Annotated in this window: 22 protein-coding genes, 1 tRNA gene and 1 rRNA gene; 8 read left to right on the top strand and 16 right to left on the bottom strand. The window is 40.3% G+C overall.

Features of this window, described 5'->3' with window-relative positions:
- Window positions 1-48: 48 nt before the first annotated feature.
- The 3 genes from rrf to xerD all read left to right on the top strand — a co-directional run bounded on the left by rrf (window position 49) and on the right by xerD (window position 1,256).
- Window positions 49-164 (top strand): 5S ribosomal RNA (rrf, locus tag A6B40_RS06545).
- Window positions 165-176: 12 nt separating this feature from the next.
- Window positions 177-253 (top strand) — tRNA-Asp (locus A6B40_RS06550).
- 109 nt (window positions 254-362) lie between these two features.
- Entirely contained in the window at window positions 363-1,256 is an 894-nt protein-coding gene (gene xerD / locus A6B40_RS06555) for a site-specific tyrosine recombinase XerD (RefSeq protein WP_025216335.1), read from the top strand.
- Here the strand turns inward: xerD and tilS are convergent.
- The 3 genes from tilS to mnmE form a co-directional block, all read right to left on the bottom strand.
- Window positions 1,253-2,515 carry a tRNA lysidine(34) synthetase TilS gene (gene tilS, locus A6B40_RS06560; protein WP_176671901.1) on the bottom strand — a complete coding sequence of 421 codons (1,263 nt, stop codon included), beginning with the start codon at window positions 2,513-2,515 and terminating at the stop codon, window positions 1,253-1,255. The two genes, xerD and tilS, sit on opposite strands and share 4 nt — an antisense overlap.
- Window positions 2,516-3,928 carry a DHA2 family efflux MFS transporter permease subunit gene (locus tag A6B40_RS06565; protein ID WP_038643644.1) on the bottom strand — a complete coding sequence of 471 codons (1,413 nt, stop codon included), beginning with the start codon at window positions 3,926-3,928 and terminating at the stop codon, window positions 2,516-2,518.
- Between the two features lie 110 nt (window positions 3,929-4,038).
- Window positions 4,039-5,397: a tRNA uridine-5-carboxymethylaminomethyl(34) synthesis GTPase MnmE gene (mnmE, locus tag A6B40_RS06570; RefSeq protein ID WP_138316765.1), complete on the bottom strand. Its 1,359-nt coding sequence runs from the start codon at window positions 5,395-5,397 to the stop codon at window positions 4,039-4,041.
- Between the two features lie 181 nt (window positions 5,398-5,578).
- Here mnmE and A6B40_RS06575 point away from each other — a divergent pair, with 181 nt between their 5' ends.
- Complete coding sequence (locus A6B40_RS06575) at window positions 5,579-6,643, top strand: MFS transporter (RefSeq protein WP_176671902.1); 1,065 nt, start codon at window positions 5,579-5,581, stop codon at window positions 6,641-6,643.
- An 18-nt stretch (window positions 6,644-6,661) separates the two neighbouring features.
- Here the strand turns inward: A6B40_RS06575 and A6B40_RS06580 are convergent, their stop codons facing one another.
- The 6 genes from A6B40_RS06580 to A6B40_RS06605 form a co-directional block, all read right to left on the bottom strand.
- Window positions 6,662-7,165 carry a DUF4411 family protein gene (locus A6B40_RS06580; RefSeq protein ID WP_176671903.1) on the bottom strand — a complete coding sequence of 168 codons (504 nt, stop codon included), beginning with the start codon at window positions 7,163-7,165 and terminating at the stop codon, window positions 6,662-6,664.
- Entirely contained in the window at window positions 7,165-8,295 is a 1,131-nt protein-coding gene (locus tag A6B40_RS06585; protein WP_176671904.1) for an ImmA/IrrE family metallo-endopeptidase, read from the bottom strand. Before A6B40_RS06585 ends, A6B40_RS06580 begins: the two co-directional genes overlap by 1 nt.
- A gap of 114 nt (window positions 8,296-8,409) precedes the next feature.
- Window positions 8,410-8,928, bottom strand: coding sequence for a protein disulfide oxidoreductase (locus A6B40_RS06590; protein ID WP_176671905.1), 519 nt, complete (start codon window positions 8,926-8,928; stop codon window positions 8,410-8,412).
- Window positions 8,929-8,994: 66 nt separating this feature from the next.
- Complete coding sequence (locus A6B40_RS06595; RefSeq protein WP_176671906.1) at window positions 8,995-9,624, bottom strand: FKBP-type peptidyl-prolyl cis-trans isomerase; 630 nt, start codon at window positions 9,622-9,624, stop codon at window positions 8,995-8,997.
- A gap of 148 nt (window positions 9,625-9,772) precedes the next feature.
- Window positions 9,773-10,372, bottom strand: coding sequence for a ComEA family DNA-binding protein (locus A6B40_RS06600; RefSeq protein ID WP_176671907.1), 600 nt, complete (start codon window positions 10,370-10,372; stop codon window positions 9,773-9,775).
- 155 nt (window positions 10,373-10,527) lie between these two features.
- Entirely contained in the window at window positions 10,528-11,094 is a 567-nt protein-coding gene (locus A6B40_RS06605) for a DUF5358 domain-containing protein (protein ID WP_176671908.1), read from the bottom strand.
- A 149-nt stretch (window positions 11,095-11,243) separates the two neighbouring features.
- On the opposite strand from A6B40_RS06605, the gene mutS reads away from it, so the two are divergent.
- Window positions 11,244-13,853 carry a DNA mismatch repair protein MutS gene (gene mutS, locus A6B40_RS06610; protein WP_176671909.1) on the top strand — a complete coding sequence of 870 codons (2,610 nt, stop codon included), beginning with the start codon at window positions 11,244-11,246 and terminating at the stop codon, window positions 13,851-13,853.
- A gap of 38 nt (window positions 13,854-13,891) precedes the next feature.
- Here the strand turns inward: mutS and A6B40_RS06615 are convergent, their stop codons facing one another.
- The 7 genes from A6B40_RS06615 to A6B40_RS06645 all read right to left on the bottom strand — a co-directional run bounded on the left by A6B40_RS06615 (window position 13,892) and on the right by A6B40_RS06645 (window position 21,371).
- Window positions 13,892-15,343 carry a porin family protein gene (locus A6B40_RS06615; RefSeq protein WP_176671910.1) on the bottom strand — a complete coding sequence of 484 codons (1,452 nt, stop codon included), beginning with the start codon at window positions 15,341-15,343 and terminating at the stop codon, window positions 13,892-13,894.
- Window positions 15,344-15,411: 68 nt separating this feature from the next.
- Window positions 15,412-16,230: a Slam-dependent surface lipoprotein gene (locus A6B40_RS06620; protein ID WP_176671911.1), complete on the bottom strand. Its 819-nt coding sequence runs from the start codon at window positions 16,228-16,230 to the stop codon at window positions 15,412-15,414.
- A gap of 115 nt (window positions 16,231-16,345) precedes the next feature.
- Window positions 16,346-16,993 (bottom strand): bifunctional 4-hydroxy-2-oxoglutarate aldolase/2-dehydro-3-deoxy-phosphogluconate aldolase, encoded by a 648-nt coding sequence (locus A6B40_RS06625; RefSeq protein ID WP_176671912.1) that lies wholly within the window; start codon window positions 16,991-16,993, stop codon window positions 16,346-16,348.
- A 76-nt stretch (window positions 16,994-17,069) separates the two neighbouring features.
- A complete protein-coding gene (locus A6B40_RS06630; RefSeq protein WP_176671913.1) occupies window positions 17,070-18,017 on the bottom strand; it encodes a sugar kinase in 948 nt (315 codons plus the stop codon).
- 9 nt (window positions 18,018-18,026) lie between these two features.
- On the bottom strand, window positions 18,027-19,430 hold the full coding sequence (gene uxaC, locus A6B40_RS06635) for a glucuronate isomerase (RefSeq protein ID WP_176671914.1): 1,404 nt from the start codon (window positions 19,428-19,430) through the stop codon (window positions 18,027-18,029).
- Between the two features lie 15 nt (window positions 19,431-19,445).
- Window positions 19,446-20,291, bottom strand: coding sequence for an SDR family oxidoreductase (locus A6B40_RS06640; protein ID WP_176671915.1), 846 nt, complete (start codon window positions 20,289-20,291; stop codon window positions 19,446-19,448).
- Window positions 20,292-20,372: 81 nt separating this feature from the next.
- Window positions 20,373-21,371: a TRAP transporter substrate-binding protein gene (locus A6B40_RS06645; protein ID WP_176671916.1), complete on the bottom strand. Its 999-nt coding sequence runs from the start codon at window positions 21,369-21,371 to the stop codon at window positions 20,373-20,375.
- 235 nt (window positions 21,372-21,606) lie between these two features.
- On the opposite strand from A6B40_RS06645, the gene A6B40_RS06650 reads away from it, so the two are divergent.
- From A6B40_RS06650 to A6B40_RS06660, 3 genes are read left to right on the top strand one after another with little or no spacing between them, the layout of a single operon-like run.
- On the top strand, window positions 21,607-22,098 hold the full coding sequence (locus tag A6B40_RS06650) for a TRAP transporter small permease (protein ID WP_025216351.1): 492 nt from the start codon (window positions 21,607-21,609) through the stop codon (window positions 22,096-22,098).
- A gap of 17 nt (window positions 22,099-22,115) precedes the next feature.
- Complete coding sequence (locus A6B40_RS06655) at window positions 22,116-23,417, top strand: TRAP transporter large permease (RefSeq protein WP_176671917.1); 1,302 nt, start codon at window positions 22,116-22,118, stop codon at window positions 23,415-23,417.
- Window positions 23,418-23,433: 16 nt separating this feature from the next.
- Window positions 23,434-25,812 (top strand): glycoside hydrolase family 31 protein, encoded by a 2,379-nt coding sequence (locus tag A6B40_RS06660; RefSeq protein ID WP_176671918.1) that lies wholly within the window; start codon window positions 23,434-23,436, stop codon window positions 25,810-25,812.
- The last annotated feature ends 6 nt before the right edge of the window (window positions 25,813-25,818 follow it).

The raw sequence follows: 25,818 nt of genomic DNA on the forward strand, positions 1-25,818 counted from the left end.
GTTTTCTTAATGAAGAGATAAAGAGAATTAAGGAAATAACCGAATTTGATTGATAACCATAGTGCTGTGGTTCTACCTGACTCCATACCGAACTCAGAAGTAAAACGCAGTAACGCCGATGGTAGTGTGGTGATTCGCCATGTGAGAGTAGGGCATTATCAATCTAAGAATTTAGCGGAGCGGTAGTTCAGCTGGTTAGAATACCTGCCTGTCACGCAGGGGGTCGCGGGTTCGAGTCCCGTCCGTTCCGCCAATTATTTTGATGTCCGATTAGCGAAAGTTAATCGGATTTTTTCTTTTCTATCCCATTCACCTTAAGTCTGCTAAAATTTGCAAAATTTTTCATAAAAATAACCGCTTGTATGGCTGAACTTGACCCCATTATTGAACAATTCCTCGATACCCTTTGGCAAGAGCACGGCTTGTCTGAGAATACAATCTCTTCTTATCGCTTTGATCTAGAGCGTTTTTCCGATTATTTTACACAACCCAAGACTTTTTTATCAGTCGATCATATTGATTTACAAGGCTTTTTAGGCGAACGTTTGGAACAGGGCTATAAAGCGACAAGTTCCGCCCGAATGTTAAGCTGTCTGCGTAAATTTTTCCGCTTTTTGTGTCTTGAAAATTATCGGCAAGATGATCCTACCCTTACCCTCACTTCGCCAAAACGAGGCTCGCATTTGCCTAAATCGTTAAGCGAGGAGCAGGTGATGGACCTGTTGGATTGCCCGAATACACTAGATCCGCTTGAGTTGCGTGACAAAGCGATGTTAGAGCTGCTTTACGCCACGGGCTTGCGGGTGACGGAACTGGTTTCGCTTTCTATAGATAATCTGAGCTTGAAACAGGGTGTGGTAAGAATTATCGGTAAAGGAGATAAAGAACGACTTGTGCCGCTGGGTGAAGAGGCAAATTATTGGATTCAGGAGTTTTTCCAATATGGTCGTCCGATTTTGTTGAATAATCAGCAATCTGATGTGGTGTTTCCGAGCCGCCGTGGGCAGCAGATGACAAGACAGGCCTTTTGGCATCGCATTAAACATTACGCCGTTCTTGCCGGCATTGATGCCGACAAACTCTCGCCACACGTTCTCCGCCACGCCTTTGCTACCCATTTAGTGAATCACGGAGCGGATTTGAGAGTGGTGCAAATGTTGCTCGGGCATAGCGATTTATCCACTACGCAAATTTACACTCAAGTGGCGAAAGCTCGCTTGAAATCGCTACATCAAAAATTCCACCCAAGAGGTTAACTCTTGAGACAAGCCACCCATTCATCTTGCCAAAAAACGAGCAATGTGTGGCTTCTTTCCCATACCGGCACATTTTGCTGTTGCCAGATTTTTTTCATCTCTTCCCGATGCCGTTTGCCGTAACATTTCACTTTGCCTTGCTGCCCGATTTTAAGTGAAATCAGCTCTTGGGCCAGCTCTTTCGGCAGTAACAAGCGGTGCGTTTTTTCATTTTTTTTGCAAATGATCTCTTGCTGATTGCGTGTAATTGTTCCAAGTTGATAAGGGAGATCCAGCTCAGTTTCAGTGCCTAATTTGATTTCAAAAGCAGGAGTTTCAGGGATTTCATCAGTCATATAGATTGCTTGTTGATAACGTCTAATCACTTTTTCCCCGATTTTAACGTGTGGATTTTTGTCCGCATTTGCAAAAATCAGCTCAGAAATAACCGCTTGTAATTGAGCTTGGCTTGGCATCATTACGCCACATTTTTCCAACCATAAGCGGACTAATTGTTGCTGTTTGAGTGATGAAAAATCCTCAAAATTAGCCACTGAAAATTGATTTCTTTCCCCAATTCTTTTTACTAATTCATCGTTGAGAAGTTCTTTAATCAGCTCTTGTTGCTCTGCACAATGTTGGGCGGAGCGGGCGACCATTTCACTAAATTGTTGCCAGCGTTGGTTCAGTAAAGGCAACACTTCATTGCGGAAAAAATTGCGATCAAAACGGTTATCGGCATTGCTTTCATCTTCAATCCACACAAGCTGGTGTTGGGTCGCGTAAGCTAAAATTTCCGCTTTGCTAAAGGATAATAGCGGTCGAAAAACGGTAAAATTTTGCAAGAAAGTAACCGCTTGCATTGCCGATAAACCTTTAATGCCGCTGCCTCGTTTTAAGGCGAGGAAAAATGTTTCCGCTTGGTCATCTAAATGGTGGGCGGTGGCTAAGATTTCGTGTGATTTGAGCTGTTGTTGGATGGTGTGATAGCGCGCTTCTCTCGCTCCACTTTCCACGCCGTTGATTGCATCGACAGTGACTTTTTGCAAAATAAAGGGAATATTTAACCGCTTGCAATACTGCTCGCAGAGTGCCGCCCAGCTATCCGCATTCGGGCTTAATCCGTGATGAATATAGATAGCTCTAATGTTGAAGTTGGTGCGAGAAAAAAGGTGTAGCAACACTACTGAATCGACCCCACCGCTAAGTCCAACTAGAAAATCTTGCGTGTTTGGTAACCTTTGTTCGCATTGTTGTTGAAAGTGTTGAAATAATGGCATTTATTTCCCTCTCTTTTTCTGGCTGCGGAGATTATCACCATCTGTTTTGTTTAAGAAGAGTAAGAAAAGCACTAACAATAGCCCGAAAATAGTTACAGTAAAGAATGTTGAACTAAAAGCCTGTTGTAATTGTTCGCCTTGTTCACCGTAGCTTTTTCGGTATAAGGCTAAAATAACGGAAGCAACAGCAATACCAAAACCAATTCCAACTTGTTGTACGGCACTTAAAAAAGTTGAACCGGCACTTGCTTCTTTATCGTTTAAATCAGCAATAGTTAGCGTATTGATGCTAGTAAAAATGATAGAGTTACACACACCGTTAATGAATAAGATGAGTGCAAGAAGCCACATAGGCGTGTTTTTATCTACAAAACCAAGTGTGAAAATAATTACACTCATTGCAAGTGACCCTAAAATGAGGGTGTATTTATAACCTAATCGCATCAATATTTTGCCAACAATAGATTTAGCTAAAATTGCTCCTACTGCAATGGGAGCGAGTAACCAACCTGCTAAATCAGCACGATAGCCAAAGCTTACTTGTAGCATTAATGGCACTAAAAATGGTACGCCAGAATTACATAAACGGTTAATCAGATTTGCGATCATTCCAATGGAGAATGTGCGAGTTTTGAATAGATTTAACGATAAAATAGGATTAATCACTCGTTTAGCATAAAAGATGTAAATTGCCATTAATAGCAAGCCTGCAGTAATGATAAGTAATGCTCGGGAACTGTTATTTAAGTCTTCGCCGATGAGTTCTAAGCCAAAGGTAAAACTCACCAAGCTGAAGGCAAATAAGAGAAAACCGATAAAGTCGAATTTTTCTGTTTTTTGTGTGAGATTTGGCATATATTTGCCCGAAATATAAATTCCTAATATGCCCATTGGGATATTAATCAAGAAAATCCAATGCCAACTTGCGAAAGTGACTAGCCAACCGCCTACAATAGGCCCAAGTACAGGCCCGATTAACCCTGCCATTGCCATAGTGTTCCACGTTGCCACTAACTCCGATTTAGGCACTATCCGAATAATCGCAAGCCGCGCTACAGGCATCATTAACGCACCACCCACACCTTGAAATATGCGGGTAAGCACTAACATCTCTAAGGTTTGCGACATTGCACAGCCGATCGAGCCTAACACAAACAAAACAACAGCCAAGCGAAAGATTTTTAGCGTACCGAATTTATCTGCCAACCAGCCACTTAATGGAATCAGGGCGGCAACGGTTAAGGCATAACTAATTACCGCCATTTGCATTTCAAGTGGCGATTCGTGCATATCCGCAGAAATAGCAGGCAGAGCAGTGTTTAAAATTGTGCTGTCTAAGGTTTGCATAAACAAGGCAGAAGCGGCAATCCACGCTAAGCCTTTATAGGAGACATTTTCGGTTGGTATAGCCATAAGCTACCTTTTTTATGACGATTTAAAGGAACAAGCGGTCATATTTTGATGAAATTTTGCGGACAATCAAGATCTGCAAAGTGAATAAAAAATATTACCGCTTGTTATGGTTACTTACCGATACAAAACGAGCTGAAAATGTTGCCGAGCAGGTCATCTGAGGTAAATTGCCCGGTGATTTCGCTTAACGCATTTTGCACCATTCGCAACTCTTCCGCCAACAATTCGCCGGCGAAGAATTGGGTAAGCTGAATATGCCCACGTTCCAAATGATCGGCAGCGGTTTCTAACGCCTGCAAATGACGGCGGCGAGCTAAGAATCCGCCCTCGGTTGAGCTTTGATAGCCCATGGATTTTTTCAGATGTTCACGCAGTAAATCTACGCCTACTTTGGTTTGAGCAGAAAGGCGAATCATCGTGAAATCTTCCACCTGAATTAAGCCCTCTGGTTCGCCCGATAAATCCACTTTGTTGCGAATTACCGTCACCGGCATATTCGCTGGCAATTTCGCTAAGAAATCTGCCCATTCGTTACGGAACTGGTCGGCAGTTTGTTCTGTGCTGTCGATCATCAATAACACGTGGTCGGCTTGGGCAATTTCGTCCCACGCACGGGCAATCCCGATACGTTCCACCTCATCGCTTGCATCACGCAAGCCGGCGGTGTCGATAATATGCAGAGGCATTCCATCAATGTGAATGTGTTCACGTAGAACATCTCGGGTTGTACCGGCAATGTTGGTTACGATTGCTGCTTCCCGCCCGGCTAAGGCATTGAGTAGGCTTGATTTGCCTGCATTAGGGCGACCGGCAATCACCACTTTCATTCCTTCACGCAGAATTGAACCTTGTTTTGCTTCACGGCGAACGCCATCTAATTGAGCGATAATATCGTTCAATTTCGCCTCAATTTTGCCGTCTGCCAAGAAGTCGATCTCTTCATCAGGGAAGTCGATAGCCGCTTCCACATAGGTGCGTAGGTAGATAACATCATCCACCAACGCATTGATTTTATTGGAAAATTCACCCTGTAAGGATTTTAACGCCGAACGAGCGGCTTGCTCGCTGGTGGCATCAATTAAGTCAGCGATGGCTTCGGCTTGGGCTAAATCGAGTTTATCGTTTAAAAATGCCTGCTCGGAAAATTCCCCAGCTCGGGCAATTCGTACCCCTTTGACCTGCAAAATGCGTTTTAGCAATAAATCTAAAATTACCTGTCCGCCGTGGCCTTGCAATTCCAACACATCTTCGCCGGTAAAGGAGTTCGGGGCTTTGAAAAACAGGGCGATACCTTGATCTAACACCGTGCCGTCTTCATCTTTAAACGGCAAATAATTCGCTAAGCGAGGCTGTAATTTTTTCCCCACCACGGCTTCGGCAACGGTTTCCGCCAAAGGGCCGGAAACCCGCAAAATACCTACACCGCCACGTCCAATCGGGGTGGCTTGAGCCACAATCGTTTCTTTCATTCTTTATCCTCAAATTCGGTTGCAAGCGGTTGGATTTTTGCAAATTTTTACCTAAAACAGCCCGCTTGTAGTGGCTGCTATGATACCGAAACCAACCGAAAAGGTAAAATAAAAGCCGATTGCTCGTATTCCGCCGAAAGAGTAGAATATCGCTCTTTATTTAAACAATTTCATACCATTAATGTCTTTAGAAAAACTGCTACTCGTTCGCCGATTTATCTCCACCACCGCCTTTTTCTCAATGCAAAGCGTGTTCTTCTTTTATCTCAAAGATAAAGGGCTAGACAACGCACAAATCGCCTTTTCGCTCTCCTTATTGCTGTTTTGCAACCAAGCGTTGGCGATTTTTGCCGGCATTTGGGGCGATCGTTATGGCTTGGCGAAAATGATGCTGTTGGGCTGTTTGTTGGATGTGCTTGCCTATATGCTGTTTCTTGCAGCGGATAACTATGTTGTTTTACTGATGGCAACCACCTGTTTCGGCTTGGGAAGTTGTTTATTTGGGACTAATGCCAGAGCCTGCTTGTTAGCCATTGCTGGCAATGAATATGCCGCTAAAACCCGATTACAGGGTAAATATTTAAAAGTGACGAGTATGTCGTCAATGCTTGCTCCGCTTATCATCATTCCGTTTATTAAATTTGAGATGATTGAGACACTGATTTGGATCTGTTTTTTGTTGGAAGCAGCATTGTTTGCTTTTATGGTCAAGCCGTTTTCTGCAGTGGAGAATATTCAAGGCAAAGTAAAATTCCACTTCTCGCAAATCAAAGAAATCATCAGCAAAGAGTTCTTGTTTGCCCATTTAATGTTGTTCGTGCCGCTGAGTGTGGCATCGTCCTATTTTATTATTTTCCCTTATCTGTTTGATAAAGTACTGAATGCCCCTGAGCATTCACCCATCGCCTTGTTTATCAATGGGATTTTAACCGTGAGCCTGCAATCTTCGTTTTCTCGCAAGATTAATTTGACGAAAAAACAATTAATTTGGATTTCGCCTTTGCTCGCTCTCGCCATTATTCTGCCTTGGTTTATTGCGGTGAAAGCCGCAACTTTAACCGCAGCCTATATGTACACCGTGATTTTTACCGTGGTGGAAGTATTTGCTTTAACCGCAATGGCGAATTTATTAGTGAAATTTGATAACGGTAAAAACCGTGGCTTTATTTTTGGCTCGTCCCGACTGATTTTGTCGATTACCACAATGATTACCATGAATTTAGTGCCGCTTATCTTTTTGATATGAGTATAGGGAATGTTAACCTTATTTAACTGAAAAATTATTTCCAGCATATTGCTCTAAAAACTCAAATAAGGTCATTGTTTTTATATTATGAGCTTGAGCAACATTAGGGATCATTATACGTTTTTTAACATCAGGATTAAATTTTTCTTGTGTAATGATTGAAAAGCTATGCTCCATCGCGTGAGCAATAATCCAGGCATCTGCATTATTAATTTCAGCAAATTCATCTTTTGCTATTTGTTTTACATCTAAAGTTTGAGCATAATTCATTAATGTTCCATAACTAGTAAGGGATGAATAATGATCTTCAAAAAAGTCTTCGGGTAGATTATCAACCCAAACTTTTAGCTCATCATTTTGTATAGCAATTTCATCTTTAACTGCTCTAATGCTATATACAATTCCTTTTTTATGTAATTCAATTAATAAATCCCAAAAAGATTGAGCAAAGCCAAATTGATAATACGTATTTTTAGCAGTAATAAAGATATTTGCATCAATTAGGAAGCGTTCTTGTCTCATTATCTCACTCCTTGACTTCTGCGATAATGGGATATTAGAGTGTCTACTTTTTTAATATTGAGTAGTCTACTAGCTTCACGCAGAGGCAAATTTTGGCTAATTGCTTGATTAATAACGACACTACAAAAACGAGGGCTCTGGCGTACTTTTAGTATATTGTGAAAATCTCCACCATTGCTTTTTTGTTTTAGTATGGTTTTTAAACGTTCTCTTTCTTTATGTATTTCATTATTTTCTAATAAAGACAATGTAACTGCTTTTACAATAACTGCAAATTTACTCACTTTAAAATAACTTGCTAATTTTTCTATATTTTCGTTTTTAGTAAGTTTATCTTGCCAAAGCTGGATAAATAATTCTGTAGGCATTAAAAATTCAGCTGCTACTCTATTACAAAATGCTTCTACAGTTTGATCTTGATTCCAAGAAGATACCCCTTCTACTCCAATCCAAATGTGTGCTACTTCATGCAATAAAGTAAATGTTTGAGCTTCAGCTACATCAGAACCATTAATAAACACAACAGGAACAATTTTATCAACAAGAGCAAATCCACGAAACTCACTAGTGTTTAATGTTTTTCGTGTATTATTTTTTACGATACCATTTTTAAATACCAAAATACCTATATGTTCAAATTTTTCAGTAAGATACTTGAAATAAGTATCTTTAGTTAAATATTTTAGTTCTTGGATAAGATTAATACCTAGTGTTTTCTCAATATCTTTTGCTACTGTTTTAGGTTCTAGATTTATTGTTAACTGGAATTTACCGACAAATGGTAATTCTTCTTCATTACCTTGTTCAATTAAATAATCTTTGAACCAATCTTGTTTATTCTCAATATCTTTTAATACATCAAAAAAATCTTTACTTAGCGGTTCAGAACCTATGACTTGACGTAAATCAGGAATATGTGGTTGCTCGATTTTAGGTGGTTTGTTTAAAAATAAATAACCAAAAGGAATGTTTGCTCGTTTTGCTAATGCAAGAGCAGTTGTTTTAGAAATTAAACCGGTTAAGAATTTTTCAGCCTTATTTGGGGCGAGTTCATCCGCCAACGTTTGAGGTTCTATATGCTCTAACGCTGCAATCCAGTGAATAATGTTTGGAGAAATTTGTAATTCCATATCCGCTCTTTTGCCTATTTTTAGCTAAGAAATAATCAATTTAGATTATAAGTAAATTTAGATTCTTTGCCTATGGGATTTGTGAGAAAAATAATAATTCATAATCTATATGTCTCAATGCAATATTCTTGCTATCCATAATCTCAACTTTAATCCCCAATAACTGGTGTAGCCCGTAGTATGGTGAAGAATTTTACCGTCTTGAATAATTAAAATAGTCGGTGTGGCTTGAATGTTCCAGCCTTGTGAAAATTCACCGCTTGGATCGTTAAGGGTGGCAAAATTATAGCCGTTTTCGTTGAGGTAGCGTTGTACTTCGCTGCCCTCACCTGATTTTAGGGCTACACCCAACACTTCCGTGCCGTTTTCAGCAAGCTGTTGAATATTCGGCGACACCACTTTGCAGTAATGGCACCAACTGCCCCAAAAGTAGAGCAGCATTGGTTTTTCGCTGCTTAACTGGGTGATAATTTTTGGCTGATGCTGAATATCGTAATAGACCTTTTGTTCAAATTGAGCCGGAGCGGTAGGGCTTCGGTACCAATCCACCACAAGGCTAATCACAATAAACAAACCACCGTACACAAACAGATTTTTCAGCCAGCGAATGAGGAGTGATTTCTTGTTATTCATTGTTTTATGCTTTCAATAATGCAAAAAACCTGTGAAGGCTATCCACAGGTTTTTGTTTTGCGAAGATTACAGAATATCTAATAATTCCACTTCAAAAATTAAGGTGGCGAATGGAGGGATTGACGCACCTGCACCACGCTCACCGTAGGCTAACTCTTGTGGAATGGTTAAACGCCATTTTGAGCCAACAGGCATTAATTGTAACGCTTCTGTCCAGCCACGGATTACGCCGTTTACCGGGAATTCTGCCGGCTGACCACGTTTTACTGAGCTGTCGAACACGGTGCCGTCAATTAATGAGCCGGTGTAGTGAACACGCACGGTTGAAGTTGCCGTTGGTTTTTCGCCGGTGCCTTCGGTTAAAATTTCGTATTGTAAGCTGCTTTCGGTTACCACCACGCCTTTCGCTTTTTTGTTCTCTTCTAAGAACGCTTTGTTTTCGGCATCAATCGCTTTGAACGCTTCCGCTTGAGCCGCTTCTGCACGCTGACCTAACTCTTGTAACGCTGCGGTCACTTCGTTTAAGTCGATAGCCGGTTCGTTTTGGTTTAATACATCGTAAATACCACGAGCCACCGCTTCGGCATTCACGTCCATTCCGCTGCCTAAAAGTTGCTGACCGATTTGTAAACCGATGCCATAACCGCCTTTTGCTTCCACTGAATCTAAAGCTACTGAATTGAAATCTAATGCCATTTTTTGTTCCTTTTTATGTTTGAAATTGCGTATTAAAAATGAATACGCACCCAGTTATGGGGGCTGTTTTTAAGAATACAAGCCTTGAAATGATCAAGCGGTTGAAAAGTGCAATTTTTTTGCAAATTTCAACCGCTTGTGAGGGAAATTAGAAGGTTAAGTATGGAGCAACTTTTTCTACGGTCACCTCGCCAATGCCTGGAATGTTAGATAATTCCGCTGCACTTTTGATTTTGCCCGCTTTTTTGCGATATTCCACAATCGCTTTTGCTTTCGCTTCGCCAATTCCTGCTAAAGATTGAAGCTCTTCTTCGCTTGCTTTGTTAATATTGACTTTTTGTGATTTTTTCACTGTAGTCGTTTTTTCAGCTACGGTTGCTTTTACTGCTGCTACTTTTTCTGTTGTAGCGGATTTAGCTGAATTTAGTGTTTCTCTTGCAGTGGCTGCTTTTTCGGTAGTCGCTACTTTAGCGGCTTCTACTTTCCCTTTTGCATTTTCTGTTGTAGAACCAACTTTAGCTTTCACAGCTTCCGTTTTCTCTGCAACACTCTCTTTTACTTCTTTCGCTTTTACTTTTGTACTTTCTTTAACTTCAGTGGCGGTTTGTACTGTAGAGGCTTTAATTGCATTGATTTGTTCGGTTGTTGCCGCTTTTGCACTGACTTTCTGTGTATTGGTTTCGGCAAGTGATGTTGCTGAAACAGCCATCGCAACGCCTAATGCTAATAATGTTTTTAGTGGTTTCATTTAAAATCCTTAAAATAAAAAAGAGGGGTGAAAATTGTGAAAAAAACTGTACTTTAAGACTGGAAGTTTCGCAGAAAGTTCATAAAAGTTGATTTGAGCGAAAACAAGCGGTGATTTTTTGCCGTTTTTTTACTAAAAACCACCGCTTGCAAAGGTTAGAGCAGTAACAAACTGCCCCATTTGATGATGTCGAAGAAGAATTTGTTATCATCAGTCGCGACTTTTTGACCAGATGTTTTACCTTCTTGAGATTTTTCTTCCTCAATCATTCCGCTTTGATATTGCCCTTTCACCACTGCCAAATCGTTTTTCGCATTGGCACGCAAGGTGGCACACTGCTTTGTTGGCAGCTCTTCTACCGCGTCGTTATTTTTAAATTTCTTGAACAAATACTGAGCGTAACCCATTGATTTTTCATCGCTTTGAATGATTTTGACATACTGCTCGCCGATAATCTCTTCAAGTGGATAGAAGAACACATATTGCGAGAAAATGTAGGAATCTTCCTTAGAAAAATGCTCCTGCTGAATGCGGGTGAGGTTCGGGTAAATACACTGCTTCGCCTGATTGCTTGCCTCCACCCATTTTTGAGCGTCCGCTTCAGATAATACATAATCAGCATTCGCAAATTCGCCCGGGAAGGCCTCTTGTTTTGCCGTTTCATTTGATGCGCAAGCAACAGCCAAAAAGCCTGCTGAAAGTAATATGATTTTTTTAAACATAATGCGTTTTCCATTAAAAATTTTGCGTATTCTAGCAAAAAAATCACGACTGACCATTGCAAAATTTTATAGAAAAACCACCGCTTGTTTTTTCCGATCCCCTAATCTGTTAAACTAACCGCAATGATTTCTAACCAACCGAAAATGCAATGACGCAAAACCTCACAACCCATACGCCGATGATGCAACAATATTTGCAACTAAAAGCCCAAAACCCTGACATTCTGCTTTTTTACCGAATGGGGGATTTTTACGAGCTGTTTTATGATGATGCAAAACGGGCGGCGGCGTTGTTGGATATTTCGCTGACCAAGCGTGGGCAGTCGGCAGGTGAGCCAATCCCGATGGCGGGTGTGCCGTATCACGCCGTTGAGGGCTATTTGGCGAAGCTGGTGGCGTTGGGCGAAAGTGTGGCGATTTGCGAGCAGATTGGTGACCCAGCCACTTCAAAAGGGCCGGTGGAGCGTAAAGTGGTGCGAATTGTGACCCCGGGCACGGTGAGCGATGAGGCTCTACTGCCTGAACGCCAAGACAACTTGGTGGCGGCGATTTATGAGGAAAAAGGCACTTTTGCGATTGCCACGCTCGATATGACTTCGGGGCGGTTTTTAATCAGCGAGTTGCCGAATAAAGAGGCGTTGGCGGCAGAGTTGCAACGACTGCAGCCGGCGGAAATTCTCTATCCGGAAAATTTCTCGGCAGCCACCATTTTGAACAATTACAAAGGCTTACGCCGCCGCCCGGTTTGGGAATTTGAGTTAGTGACTGCCATTCAGCTGCTCAACCGCCAATTTGGTACGCAAAGTTTAGCCGGTTTTGGGGTGGAAAAAGCGGTGATCGCCCTTTGTGCCGCTGGTTGCGTGCTGCATTACGCACAAGAAACCCAACGCACCGCTTTGCCGCACATCAATGCGATTCACCTTTCGCAACATAGCGACACCGTGTTGTTAGACGCCGCTACTCGCCGCAATTTGGAGCTGACCCAAAACCTCGCTGGTGGTACGGAAAATACGCTGGCGGACGTGTTGGATAAATGCGTGACCCCAATGGGTAGCCTCTTGTTGAAACGTTGGATTCACCAGCCGATTCGAGATTGCGTGAAGTTGCAGGCTCGCCAGCAGACGATTGCCGCCCTAATGCAAAATGACCGCATCGCTGACATTCAGCCGCTGCTGCAACAAGTAGGCGATATGGAGCGAATTTTGGCTCGGGTAGCGTTGCGTTCGGCCCGTCCTCGAGATCTTACCCGACTGCGGACAGCCCTGGCACAACTGCCTGAAATTACAAAAGATGCCCAAAATCTGACCGCTAGTTTAGATAAATTGTTATCTCAACTTGCCGATTTCAGCGAGCTGCACGATTTACTTGAACGAGCGATTATCGACACTCCACCGCAGCTTATTCGTGATGGCGGCGTGATCGCCGAGGGCTACAATGCGGAGCTGGACGAATGGCGAGAGCTGTCTGCCGGGGCAACGCAATATCTGGAAAATTTGGAAATTCGTGAGCGTGAAAGCACCGGCATTGATACGCTTAAAATCGGCTTTAATGCGGTGCACGGTTACTACATTCAGATTTCGCAGGGGCAGGCTCACAAAGCCCCGATTCACTACGTCCGCCGCCAAACCCTGAAAAATGCCGAGCGTTACATCATTCCTGAACTGAAGACCTACGAAGACAAGGTACTGAAAGCGAAAGGGGCTTCGCTAGCGTTGGAGAAACAGCTTTATGACGAGCTGTTTGATGTGATGATGCCACGTTTGGGCGAGCTACAACTGGCGGCGATGGTGCTGTCTGAACTTGATGTGCTCACCAACCTTGCCGAACGGGCTGACCGCCTCAATTACGTCTGCCCAACGTTCAGCCCGACTCGGGGCGTGAATATTAAAGGCGGACGCCACCCAGTGGTGGAGCAGGTGCTGAAGGAGCCGTTTATCGCTAACCCTGTTTTCCTTAATGCTCAACGCCATTTGCTGATCGTCACCGGCCCGAATATGGGCGGTAAAAGTACCTATATGCGACAAATCGCCTTGATTACGCTGATGGCGTACATCGGCAGTTTTGTACCGGCGGAGAGTGCAGAGATCGGCCCGATTGATCGCATTTTTACTCGCATTGGAGCGAGTGATGATCTCGCTTCTGGTCGCTCAACCTTTATGGTGGAGATGACGGAAATGGCGAATATTCTGCACCAAGCTACCGAAAACAGCCTTGTGCTGATTGATGAAATCGGGCGTGGTACTTCCACCTATGATGGGTTATCGCTGGCGTGGGCGTGTGCGGAATGGTTGGCGAAAAAAACGCAATCGCTTACCCTATTTGCGACCCACTATTTCGAGCTCACCGGGCTGCCAAATCAGCTCAAAGGTGTGGCGAACGTGCATTTAGATGCGAGAGAACACAACGACACCATCGCCTTTATGCACACGGTGCAAGAAGGGGCGGCGAGCAAAAGCTACGGCTTGGCGGTGGCAGCTTTGGCTGGTGTGCCGAAACAGGTTATTCAGCTTGCCAAACAACGCTTGGCTCATTTGGAGGAAATTTCTCACCAAACCAAACAAGCCAACGAACACCCACAAGCGGATTTGCTTTTTGCCCCAGACTTCACCGATGATTTGCAAAAAAATGAAGTAATTCAACCGCTTGCTACAGAAGAAAGTGAGCTAGAAAAAGCCCTCAAAGCAATCCAACCCGATGAACTCACGCCAAAACAAGCGTTAGAAGAGCTTTATCGGTTGAAGAAGCTGTTAAATTGTTAAGTCAAAAAAATCGCCCCTTAATACAGGGGCGATGTTATTTAGAATGTATGTGAAAACTCAATATACACACGGTTTTTGTCATAACTATAAAAAGTGTGATTACTTTTTACTTTGTTATATTGCCAGGTTAAACGAGGAGTAATGCCTTTAAAATGCACGGCTCTGTGCCAGATACTCGCTTGTACGCCGTATTCTTTATTACGCTGGGTAATTTGGAAAATAGGCATTGGTGCTCTATATTGCTTGCGACCATAGCTCACGCTTAATTGACTCGAAAGCCCATTCTTCCACTCTTGCCCCCAACCTAGTGAAACACCTCGACGAATAAAGCTGTCATCTAAATCTCTGGTGCTATTGCGGTTAAAGTTCGCTCCAACAAACCAATATTGCTGGCTGCTTGGGTGGTAGTAAATACTCGGAGAAACAAAATGATAATTCCCATCTAAGTGCTGGCGGCGGGTATAACGTTGCTCGGCATATTCATACGTTATTGAGGATTGCCATTGTGGCGTAATCCAGTATTGCCAACGAGTATTAACACCACCTGCATTTGAATAACGCTTAGTGCTTTGACTTTGAGTAGAACCGCCCGCATACCAAGTTTGCTCTAAGAAAGGTAAAACCGTGATTTTTTGTTTTGCATTTTGATAGCCTAATCCGAAACTTTCTCTAAGCGAATATTCATTATATTTTTTATTATTCCAATAATATTTGCCATTACCGTTTAGGCGAAACTCATGGAAGAAACCATTTCTCCAAGACCATTTTTTCGCAGCGTCAAAACTTAGCCCAATTCCTTGAGCGGATTCTTTTTTCGGAGCTGTCCAGCCATTATAGATTGTACCGGCTTTTGGGGCATTATTAATATTTGGATCATTTAAATAAGTTAAGCCACCTTGAAATACCCATTTGTCTTGTTTACTGATTGCTTCTAAATAATGGTTAATAATATTTGTAATTCTTACAGGTAATTTATCTGCTTGTAATTTATGAAATTGTGCTTCTGCCGCTTCATTTTCACGATTTTCAAAAAGCGCCACAGCAAGCTGCATTCGGATTGGCTGATTTTCCGGATAACTTGCCAGCAACTCTCGGTAGAGCTTAATAGATTGGGTATAATCTTGCTTTGATTTTGCCTCTATTGCCTTTGCCCACGTAACAATTTCACGATTTTGTTGAGAGGTAGGGAGTTTTTGGTACATCGGCAATAAAAAGAGGACATTTTCGGTATGACCTGTTACCAATGCAGTCAGCATTGCTGAATTTAATAACTCAGGCTGCTGAATGAGTTCTTGGCTTGAAATTGAAATAGTTTGATTGCTATTTTGCACTTTGGGTTGAACTTGAGCAACTTTATGTTCTGGTTGTTCAAACGATTGGTTTTGTTGCATTCGCTGATTATCCATTTTCTCTTGAATTGAAGCAGGGGTAGTATCAGATAATGCAAAATGTGCAGCTAAACTAAAGGCGATAGGAATAATTTTTTTCATAGAAAGTATTATAAAAGAAATAGAAAAGGCTATTCTTCAATAGCCTTTCAAAAAAATCAATGAAAAAATTATTGTTTTTTACCACCAAACGCACCAGAGAAGCTTGATGAACTATAAGCGCCACCAATTTCGCTCGCATTTGAACCATAGAAGCGACCTTCTAGCTCGGCTGATTTTCCGTTATGGACTGCTTTTCCATCAAATTCATTACCATCAATTTTAGCGTTTGTTACTTTTACATTTGGTGCAACATCGCCGTTTACAGTTTTGTTTGCGAAATCAACATTTAATTTGTGGTTTTCAGAAATTGAAGCCTGACCATTTTGTACAAAGACAGCATCAACATTATAAGTTGCTACGCCTGATTTAGGTATTGATGATTCTGGTGTAACGTTACCTTGTGCAAATACATAGCCATCAACATGCCCGAATCTCACATTAGAGTATCTGGAACCACTTACAGTAAAGCCTTTATAAGAAATCCCATTAATTGTAGCTGCTTTGAGGTCTGTAAAGCTACCACTGTAAATGCCAGGAAATGCAACAGGTAGTTTTTTACCATCAACTTCTAAAATTTCTCTATGAGTATCAGCTTTTTTGATATCGAATTCTTTACTATCTTTGGTGCGGAAAGCTGTTCCCATATCATCTGAAGAGTTTGCTTTATTTGGTGGAGGAGTGGCTGGTTTGTTTGCAGAATTGTTTCCACTATTATTTTGATTTGAGGTATTGTTATTAGGTTTTTGATTAGTCGATGGAGATGACGTATTAGGTGTATTATTTGTTGCTGATGGACTAGAGTTATTATCTCCACCACCTGAACTACCACAAGCAGAAATTACACCAGCGGCAAGAAGTGTTAAACTAAATTTTACGATTTTGTTCATAGCTATGTTCCTTTTTATGTTAAGAAATAAAAACTATTATGATGGCAAAAGCCATCAAATGGAGTATGCCGAATTTGCTTTCTATTGTAAACAGATAAAATTTCCTCTATTGAGGTTATTTTTCTGACTTAACTAGTTCCACGACTTCCCTCACCATTTCTCCAATTTCTTCCCATTTCTGCTCTTTAATCAACGATTTTTCCACAAACCAAGAACCGCCGCAAGCCACTACATTTGGAATAGTGAGGTAATCTTTGATATTCGTAGGGCTAATGCCACCCGTTGGCATAATCTGTAAGTTACCGTAAGGGCCAAGCAATGCTTTAATCATTTTCACACCACCACTTGCTTCGGCAGGGAAAAATTTGACCGCTTGTATGCCAAGCTCAAGGGCTGCCTCAATCGCCATTGGGTTATTCACGCCGGGGGTAATTGGTAAACCTAACTCTTGGCAATACTGCACGATGTTTGGGTTAAAGCCTGGCGTAACAATACAATCTGCTCCTGCATTTTTAGCAGTTAAAACTTGCTCTTTGGTGAGGACTGTTCCTGCGGCAATTAATACTTCTGGATAGTTCGCCTTTACTAATTTAATTGCTTCCTCAGCTGCTGCCGAGCGGAAAGTAATTTCCACCACAGGTAAGCCGTTTTCGGATAAGGTTTTTGCCAGTGGTAAAATATTTGCTGCGTTGTCGAGTGCGATGACGGGGACAACTTTAAGTTCTGTTAATTTCTCTACGATTTGTTCGGTGGTATAACGCATTTCTAACCTCACTATGTTGTGTTGCAAGCGGTCATTTTTGTAAAAAATTTTGCAAATTTAACCGCTTTCCTATTATTTACATTGATTGTTCAAACTGTGATTTCAAATGAGCGGTAGCAGATTTATTAATAATTGCCCCTTTATGTTGAATCACAATGCCTGCAACGGTGTTGCCTTGTTGGCAGCAGGTGGTTAAATCTTTGCCTAACAGATAACCGTTGAGGAAACCCGCATTGAAAGAATCCCCTGCGGAGGTGGTATCAACCACATTTTCAACAGGAACGGTTGGTACAAAAATCTGCTCACCGTTATGTTGAACCGTTGCCCCTTGAGAGCCTTGTTTAACCACTATGGTTTCAATGCCATATTGAGCAAGACGGGCAAGAGTTGCTTGTTCGTTCTCATCACCCCAAAGCAGATGTTCATCATCAAAGGTAACTAGAGCTAAATCGACTAAGGCGAGTAAGTTAGCATAATGTTGTTGAGCCGTTTCGGTGCTTTCCCACAGTTTTGGGCGATAGTTGCTGTCAAAAGCGATTTTCACGCCTTGCTTTTTCAGCTCACGAAGTTGTTCAATAAGTTGAACACGGTCGTTTTCAGATAGAATCGCCAGTGAAATACCGCTGAAGTAAACCATATCCGTTTCAGCCATTGCATTTAGAGATTTTGGATAATCAGCGTGTTGCAACAGATAACGAGCAGCAGACTGATTTCGCCAATAAAGGAATGTCCGCTCGCCCTGTTTATCCAACTGAATGAGATAAAGCCCCGGCTGGCGGTACTCATTACGCAACACAAACTCCGTATTGATATTATCTGCTTGCCACGCTTCCAACATACCTTGACTGAGTTTATCTGTGCCAAGAGCGGAGATATAACGAACTTCAATCTGCTCGGGCGATGTAACTCGAGCCAGATAAGTGGCGGTATTCAGCGAATCACCGCCATAAGTTTGATACATATTCCCAAACGGCTCGCCATTTAACTCAATCATACATTCGCCGATGATGGAGAGTTTTTTCATTGTTATCTCCTATTTGAAATAACGCTTAGCATTACCATAGCAAATATCTTTTACCATATTGCCAAGTTGATTCAGATCGTTCGGAGCTTCGCCTTTCTCCACCCAGCTACCGATCAGCTCGCAAAGAATGCGGCGGAAATACTCGTGGCGAGTATAGGATAGGAAGCTGCGGGAATCGGTTAGCATTCCAACAAATTGGCTGAGTAAACCTAATTGTGAAAGCTGCTGTAATTGGCGTTCCATTCCATCTTTTTGGTCATTAAACCACCAGCCTGAACCGAATTGGATTTTGCCTGCAATGCCACCTGTTTGGAAATTGCCGATCATACTGCCTAACATTTCGTTATCACGAGGGTTTAAGCAGTACAAAATGGTTTTTGGTAGTTGGTCGGTTTGATCCATATTGTCCAATAAGCAAGAAAGTGCTTCAGCAAATGGACGATCGCCAATCGAATCAAAGCCTGAATCTGCACCCAATAATTTGAACATTCTTGTATTATTGTTACGGATTGCCCCAATGTGCATTTGCATTACCCAATTTCGTTTATGATATTCTGTACCTAACCAAACTAATAAAGTGGTACTAAATTGAGCAATTTCCCCTTCTGCAAGCGGTTGATTTTGTAATCTTTTTTGCAAAATTTGATCGAGTGTTTTTTCATCAGGAATAGGTGCAAAACGGACGATTTCAATACCGTGATCAGCTGATTTACAACCCTGTTGATCAAAATGCTCAATGCGTTTTAGTAAGGCTTGTTTTAATTTATCAAAGGTATTGATCTCAATATCAGCCACTTTACCTAGCTGTTCAAGATAATCATTGAATAATGGCAGTTCGATTTTGAATGCTCGGTCTGGTCGGAAACTTGGCACGACTTCAATATCAAACGTGTTGTCTTGGGCAATCGCTTTGTGATGTTCTAGTGAATCAATAGGATCATCAGTTGTACCTACTAATTTCACATTCATCTGCTGCATAATGCCACGAGCTGAAAATTCAGGCAGTTGCAGTAATTCTTTGCCTTGATGCCAAATTTTTTCTGCTGTTTCAGGCGAAAAAAGCGTGTTCGTAATGCCAAATGGACGGCGTAATTCTAAATGTGTCCAATGGTAAATTGGGTTACCAATACATTTTGGTACAGTTTCCGAAAATGCTAAGTATTTACTGTATTTATCTGCATCACCAGTGATTAAACGCTCTTCAACGCCTGCTGAACGCATTGCCCGCCATTTATAGTGATCACCTTCTAACCAAATTTCAGCTAAATCATTGAATTGACGATTTTCTGCGATCTCTTGTGGATTTAGGTGGCAATGATAGTCAAAAATTGGCTGATCTTTTGCGTAATCGTGATAGAGTTTTTGGGCTGTTGAAGTTGAAAGTAAAAAATCTTCACACAAAAATTGTTTCATAGAAACCTCTCTTGGTTATACACCACTATAAGCTGAGAAGCCACCATCTACAGGGACAATGACGCCATTGACGAAACTTGAGTATTGGCTATCAACTAAAAATAGTAATGCTCCTAATAACTCTTCTGGTTCACCAAAACGTCCCATTGGGGTGTTGGTTAGAATTTTATTGGCTCGTGCAGTTGGGTTACCTTCACTATCAAAAAGTAATCCTCGATTTTGATTACTGACTAAGAAGCCCGGTGCAATTGCATTGCAACGGATTCCCACTTTAGAGAAATAAACTGCCAGCCATTGGGTAAAGTTGCTAATTGCTGCTTTTGCTCCTGAATAAGCAGGAATTTTGGTTAATGGAGTGAAAGCATTCATACTGGAAATATTGACGATATTTGCTCCCTCTTTACCAATCATATCTTTGGCAAATACTTGAGTTGGTAACAATGTACCTAAGTAATTTAAATTGAATACAAATTCAACACCTGATTTATCTAGGTCAAAAAAGGTTTTAGTGCTTTCATTTAAGTCAAAAGTATGGAATTCGTTATCGGTAGTTGCTCTAGGATTATTACCGCCAGCACCGTTAATTAAAATATCGCAAGTTCCTAAGTCAGTAGTAACTTGGTCACGTACTGCTTTAATATTCTCTAATTCTAGAACGTTTGTTTGATAAGCTTTTGCTATACCACCTTCAGTATTGATTTCATCTGCTATTTTTTGTGCGGCTTCTAAATTTAAATCAAGCAAAGCGATTTTTGCTTTAGTTTTAGCTAACTCTTTGGCTAAGAAGGCACATAAAACACCACCGGCACCTGTAACAACAATGACTTTATCTTTTAAATTGTGATTTTGTGCAATATTCATTAATTTATCCTCTCTATTTATTATATTCTTATAAAAATCTATCGCTACCTTGGGTAGCAATAGATTTATGTGTGTTTTAAATTATTTAGCTGTTGGTGCTAAAGCATCAATTTTTTCTACTAAGCTACCAATTGCCGGATTTGCTTTTGCTTCGTCTTTCATTGGTTTAGTCGCATCAATAAATGGTTGTTTTTCAACTGTGATGAATTTAACTCCCATTTGTTCTTGTGCTTTTTTCTTCTCTTCTTCAATCATTTTCGCCCATAAATCTTTATGCGACATCATTGAGTTATTAGCAGCTGTTTTGATTGCTTTTTGTTGTTCAGGCGTTAATTTAGCCCACGTTTTTTCGCTGATTAATAGCACATCTGGGATCATTGTATGTTCATCTTGGCTGAAGATTTTTGATACTTCACCGTGACGAGCTAAGGTTAATGCAGTTTCGTTATTTTCCGCTGCATCAACCACTTTTTGTTGTAAGGCTGTATAAAGTTCACCGTATGCTAAAGGCGTTGCTGAGCCTCCAAGAAGTTCCATCATTTTTACAGCACTTGGACTTGGTTGAACACGAACTTTTAAGCCTTTTAAATCAGCCGGTGTTCTGATTTCTTTATTTGCATAGAAGCTACGAGCACCACCATCATAGTAAGTTAGCCCTAAAAATCCTTTACCTTGAGAAGCTTCTAAGATTTTTTGACCTACTTCAGAATCTTTTAATGCAGTGTAGTAGTGATCTACGTTATGAAATAAGTAAGGAATATTAAATGCACCGTAAGATGGCTCAAAGGATTCCATTTCACTTGCATTTGATTTAGCCATATCTAGTGAGCCTGCTTGCAGTAATTCGATAGACTCACGTTGTGTTCCTAGCTGGCTATTTGGATAGACACGAATTACAACTTCTCCATTCGTTAATTCTTTGACTTCATCTGCCATTTTTTGCATAGAAATATGAACCGGGTGAGTTTTATCATTATTGTGATTTAGTTTTAATGTTGTTTTTGCTGACGCAGAAAATGCTAAACCTAATGATAAAACGGTTGCTAATGAAGTTGAAAGAAGTGTTTTTTTAGTGAACATATTGAGTTCTCCTAGATAAAGTTAAAATTTCAAAATCTACAATTCGTTAATGTATCCATTTGTTGAATTGTTAATCTATCATACAAAGCTATTTTTTACATATCAAACCAAAATTTTTAAATTGGTGATCCAGATCACAAAAATAATAATTTTTTATTGCAAAAAATAATCAAATTAAGCAGAATTGGTTCACCAATTTATTCGTTGGGTCATTACTTTTTTTAAAGAGGGTTGTATGGATAACTTTGTATCTAAGATTGATAAAGCATTATCTGCCTTATGTGTCATCATCAGTATTCTTCTTGTTATTTGTGTTGTCTGGCAAGTATTCTCACGATTTGTATTGCAGGATCCGAGTGTTTATACCGATGAGCTGGCTCGTTTTTCATTTATCTGGGTTGGTTTAATTGGAGCTGCTTATGCGTTTGGTCAGAAAAAACATTTAGCTATTGATTTATTAGCAACAAGATTAGAATCTTCGCCAGATAAATTAAGACGCCTAAATTTTGTGGTGAACTTAATTAGCTTGTGTTTCATAGTGCTAGTTATGTGTTATGGAGGCATTAAATTAGTGGGCTCTACAATAAATGCGGGGCAAATTTCCCCTGTATTAGGTATAGAAATGGGGTTGGTTTATAGTGCCATTCCATTAAGTGGTTTCTTTATGTTGGTTTATGTGATTCGTGATTTATTTACGTTAGCTAAACCAGTATCCTCATTAAATTAATATAAGGAGAACATATTATGGAATGGTCAGTTGTTCTTGTACTTTGTTCTACATTCTTTCTCTTCCTTTTTATTGGTGTACCAATTTCATTCTCTATCGGCTTAGCATCTCTAATTACTGTAATGATGTCTGTACCTTTTGATGCGGCAATTACTGTAATTACACAGAAAATGGCTTCTGGTTTAGATAGTTTTTCATTGCTTGCAATCCCATTTTTTATCCTTGCAGGTAATATTATGAATAGAGGTGGTATAGCCTTACGTTTAATTGAATTTGCGAAAGTCATTGGTGGTCGCTTACCTGGTTCTCTAGCTCACGTAAACGTACTGGCAAATATGATGTTCGGTTCAATCTCTGGTTCCGCAGTTGCTTCTGGAGCTGCAATGGGGGGAATTATGTCTCCATTGCAAAGAAAAGAGGGATATGATCCAGCATTTTCTGCAGCCGTTAATATCGCCTCTTGTCCAACAGGGCTACTTATCCCACCAAGTAATACTTTCATCGTTTATTCACTTATCACAGGTGGTACATCAATTGGCGCACTATTTTTAGCTGGTTATATTCCGGGAATCATAATGGGTTTATCTATTATGTTAATTATCGGCTATATTGCTAAAAAACGAAATTATCCTGTTTCACCTAAACCAACTAAATCTGAAGTCATTAAAAAAACATTAGACGCTTTACCAAGTCTTGGTTTAATTGTTGTTATTATGGGCGGAATTATAGGTGGTATTTTCACAGCAACTGAAGCATCAGCTTTTGCAGTTGTTTATACCCTTATTCTTGCTGTATTGATTTATCGTGAGGTATCAATTAAGGAATTACCGAAAGTGATTTTAGAATCTGTAGTAACTACTGCAATTGTTCTTCTCTTAATTGGAACGTCAATGGGAATGTCTTGGGTAATGGCGAATGCTGATATTCCTTATATGATTAGTGATGGTTTACTTGCTGTATCAGATAATCCTATTGTGATTCTATTAATCATCAATATTATTTTATTAATTGTTGGTGTGTTTATGGATATGACTCCAGCATTACTTATCTTTACTCCAATTTTTTTCCCTATTGTTACCGATTTAGGTATGGATCCTGTTCATTTCGGTATCTTAATGGCATTTAACTTATCAATTGGTATTTGTACACCACCAGTTGGTAGTGCCTTATTTATTGGTTGTTCTGTTGGTGGTGTAAAAATTAATCAAGTTATTAAGCTACTATTACCGTTCTATGCTGCGTTAATTTTAGCGTTATTACTTGTTACTTATGTACCATCAATAAGTTTAGCATTACCACAATTATTGCTAGGTTATTAATCGAGGAATATTAAATATGAAAACATTAAAAACTTGGCGGTTTAGCAAGCACGAAAATAATCGCATTGATATTGAATGTGAGCGTGGTATTGGATTACATATTTTTGTATTAGAGCAAGATATTTTTCGTATTGCTTTTACAAAAAACAATAAATTTAAAGTGCCTGCAACTTGGGCTATTAGCCCTAATGCAGATGATGTGGAATGGAAAGGTAGAGATAAGTGGTCTGTAGAAGGTTTTTCATTACCTGATTATGAGGTGAATGAATCTGCAAATTCTTTAGAAATTTCGACCGCTTGTTTAAAAGTCATTGTACATCAGCCACTTTATTTGGAATGGCTGCGTAAAGTTGATGGGGAATGGGAAACCTTTGCATCAGATCGTAAAACCGGTGCTTACTTATTTGGTATTTCTAATACTAATGTTACCCACTATCTAAATCGTAGCGTGAATGAGCAATATTATGGTTTGGGAGAAAAAACAGGGAATTTAAACCGACACGGTCGTCGTTTTGAGATGCGTAATATTGATGCTATGGGCTATAACGCGGAGCATATGGATCCACTTTATAAACATATTCCGTTTTATATTACTCATGCTGAAGAAGCAAGCTACGGTATTTATTACGACAACTTAGCTCCTTGTTGGTTTGTATTAGGTAGCGAAATCGATAACTACCATGCTTATTATCGCAATTACAAAGCCGAAGATGGTGATCTTGATTACTATATGATCTTGGGCCCGAAAATTGTTGATGTAACCAAAAAATATACCAAATTGACAGGCGGTACGATTTTCGGACCACGTTGGAGTTTAGGCTATAGCGGTTCAACGATGAGCTATACTGATGCCCCAGATGCTCAAGAACAACTGAAAAAGTTTGTAGATTTATGCCGTGAGCATAATATCCCGTGTGATTCATTCCAATTATCATCAGGCTATACTTCTATTAATGGTAAACGTTATGTATTTAACTGGAATTATGACAAAGTTCCTCAACCTAAATTAATGAGTAAATACTTCTTAGATGCTGGAATGAATTTGGCAGCGAATATTAAGCCTTGTTTATTGCAAGATCACCCACGCTATGATGAAGTGGCTGAAAAAGGGTTATTTATTAAGGACTCAGAATCTGATAATCCAGAACGTTCAATGTTTTGGGACGACGAAGGTTCTCACTTAGATTTCACTAATCCCGCAACGGTAGATTGGTGGAAATCTAATGTGAAAACCCAATTAATGGAAATGGGCATTGGTTCAACTTGGAACGATAATAATGAGTATGAAGTTTGGGATGATTATGCGAAATGTCATTTCTTTGGAAAAGGTTTGCCAATTAAATTACTTCGTCCATTACAGCCATTATTAATGATGAAATCGTCCTTTGAGGCTCAAAAAGAGTTTACCCCAAATATTCGACCTTATCTGATTTCTCGTTCCGGTTCAGCTGGTATGAACCGTTATGTGCAAACGTGGTCGGGCGATAATCGTACTAGCTGGCATACATTGAAATATAACATCAAAATGGGTTTAGGAATGAGCCTGTCTGGTCTCTATAATGTAGGGCATGATGTTGGTGGTTTCTCTGGAAATAAACCTGAACCAGAATTGTTTGTGCGTTGGGTTCAAAATGGCGTAATGCACCCACGTTTTACCATACATTCTTGGAATGATGATAAAACAGTTAATGAGCCTTGGATGTATCCTGAAGTCACCAATATTATTCGTGACACCATTCAGCTTCGTTATCGTTTAATGCCATACATCTATAATTTATTATGGCAAGCACATACACAATCAGAACCAATGTTACGCCCGACATTCTTAGATCACGAACAGGATGTAAATACCTTTGCCGAAAATGATGATTACTTATTCGGCAGGGACTTATTAGTAGCATCTGTGGTAGAAGAAGGACAGCGTCAACGAGAGGTTTACTTACCTCGTAACTATGTAGGTTGGTATGATTTTTATACACATCAATGGTATTATGGCGGTGAGACTATCACGGTTGATGCACCTTTAGAGCGTATCCCGTTATTCCTAAGAGCAGGTTCGATTATTCCTCTTGGCTCAAAAGGACGCTCTAATACATTAACAGATGATTACCGTGAATTGTTAATTATGCCGTTTATTGATCAAGGTAAAGCAACCTCCTCTATTTTTGATGATGATGGAGCAAGTTTTGACTATCTCAACGGTAAACACCTAACTTTAGACATTGAGTTAGATTGTTCAAATACAGCAATTAAAGTCAATTTAACTAAAACAGGTCAGTATGAGCCGCAATATAAAGAACTTGTCTTTACTTTACCTCATATGGAAACACGCCAATTGATTGTTAATGGCAAACCTGTTGAAAATGGCTATAAGTTATCTATTTCAGAAATTTAATTAGAG

Source organism: Mannheimia varigena, from assembly GCF_013377235.1.
GTDB classification, from domain to species: domain Bacteria; phylum Pseudomonadota; class Gammaproteobacteria; order Enterobacterales; family Pasteurellaceae; genus Mannheimia; species Mannheimia varigena.

What these genes read in the sequence shown, in the direction of transcription:
- xerD (WP_025216335.1), top strand. Translation starts at nt 363, where the DNA reads ATGGCTGAACTTGACCCCATTATTGAACAATTCCTCGATACCCTTTGG.
- tilS (WP_176671901.1), bottom strand. Translation starts at nt 2,515, where the DNA reads ATGCCATTATTTCAACACTTTCAACAACAATGCGAACAAAGGTTACCA.
- A6B40_RS06565 (WP_038643644.1), bottom strand. Translation starts at nt 3,928, where the DNA reads ATGGCTATACCAACCGAAAATGTCTCCTATAAAGGCTTAGCGTGGATT.
- mnmE (WP_138316765.1), bottom strand. Translation starts at nt 5,397, where the DNA reads ATGAAAGAAACGATTGTGGCTCAAGCCACCCCGATTGGACGTGGCGGT.
- A6B40_RS06575 (WP_176671902.1), top strand. Translation starts at nt 5,579, where the DNA reads ATGTCTTTAGAAAAACTGCTACTCGTTCGCCGATTTATCTCCACCACC.
- A6B40_RS06580 (WP_176671903.1), bottom strand. Translation starts at nt 7,165, where the DNA reads ATGAGACAAGAACGCTTCCTAATTGATGCAAATATCTTTATTACTGCT.
- A6B40_RS06585 (WP_176671904.1), bottom strand. Translation starts at nt 8,295, where the DNA reads ATGGAATTACAAATTTCTCCAAACATTATTCACTGGATTGCAGCGTTA.
- A6B40_RS06590 (WP_176671905.1), bottom strand. Translation starts at nt 8,928, where the DNA reads ATGAATAACAAGAAATCACTCCTCATTCGCTGGCTGAAAAATCTGTTT.
- A6B40_RS06595 (WP_176671906.1), bottom strand. Translation starts at nt 9,624, where the DNA reads ATGGCATTAGATTTCAATTCAGTAGCTTTAGATTCAGTGGAAGCAAAA.
- A6B40_RS06600 (WP_176671907.1), bottom strand. Translation starts at nt 10,372, where the DNA reads ATGAAACCACTAAAAACATTATTAGCATTAGGCGTTGCGATGGCTGTT.
- A6B40_RS06605 (WP_176671908.1), bottom strand. Translation starts at nt 11,094, where the DNA reads ATGTTTAAAAAAATCATATTACTTTCAGCAGGCTTTTTGGCTGTTGCT.
- mutS (WP_176671909.1), top strand. Translation starts at nt 11,244, where the DNA reads ATGACGCAAAACCTCACAACCCATACGCCGATGATGCAACAATATTTG.
- A6B40_RS06615 (WP_176671910.1), bottom strand. Translation starts at nt 15,343, where the DNA reads ATGAAAAAAATTATTCCTATCGCCTTTAGTTTAGCTGCACATTTTGCA.
- A6B40_RS06620 (WP_176671911.1), bottom strand. Translation starts at nt 16,230, where the DNA reads ATGAACAAAATCGTAAAATTTAGTTTAACACTTCTTGCCGCTGGTGTA.
- A6B40_RS06625 (WP_176671912.1), bottom strand. Translation starts at nt 16,993, where the DNA reads ATGCGTTATACCACCGAACAAATCGTAGAGAAATTAACAGAACTTAAA.
- A6B40_RS06630 (WP_176671913.1), bottom strand. Translation starts at nt 18,017, where the DNA reads ATGAAAAAACTCTCCATCATCGGCGAATGTATGATTGAGTTAAATGGC.
- uxaC (WP_176671914.1), bottom strand. Translation starts at nt 19,430, where the DNA reads ATGAAACAATTTTTGTGTGAAGATTTTTTACTTTCAACTTCAACAGCC.
- A6B40_RS06640 (WP_176671915.1), bottom strand. Translation starts at nt 20,291, where the DNA reads ATGAATATTGCACAAAATCACAATTTAAAAGATAAAGTCATTGTTGTT.
- A6B40_RS06645 (WP_176671916.1), bottom strand. Translation starts at nt 21,371, where the DNA reads ATGTTCACTAAAAAAACACTTCTTTCAACTTCATTAGCAACCGTTTTA.
- A6B40_RS06650 (WP_025216351.1), top strand. Translation starts at nt 21,607, where the DNA reads ATGGATAACTTTGTATCTAAGATTGATAAAGCATTATCTGCCTTATGT.
- A6B40_RS06655 (WP_176671917.1), top strand. Translation starts at nt 22,116, where the DNA reads ATGGAATGGTCAGTTGTTCTTGTACTTTGTTCTACATTCTTTCTCTTC.
- A6B40_RS06660 (WP_176671918.1), top strand. Translation starts at nt 23,434, where the DNA reads ATGAAAACATTAAAAACTTGGCGGTTTAGCAAGCACGAAAATAATCGC.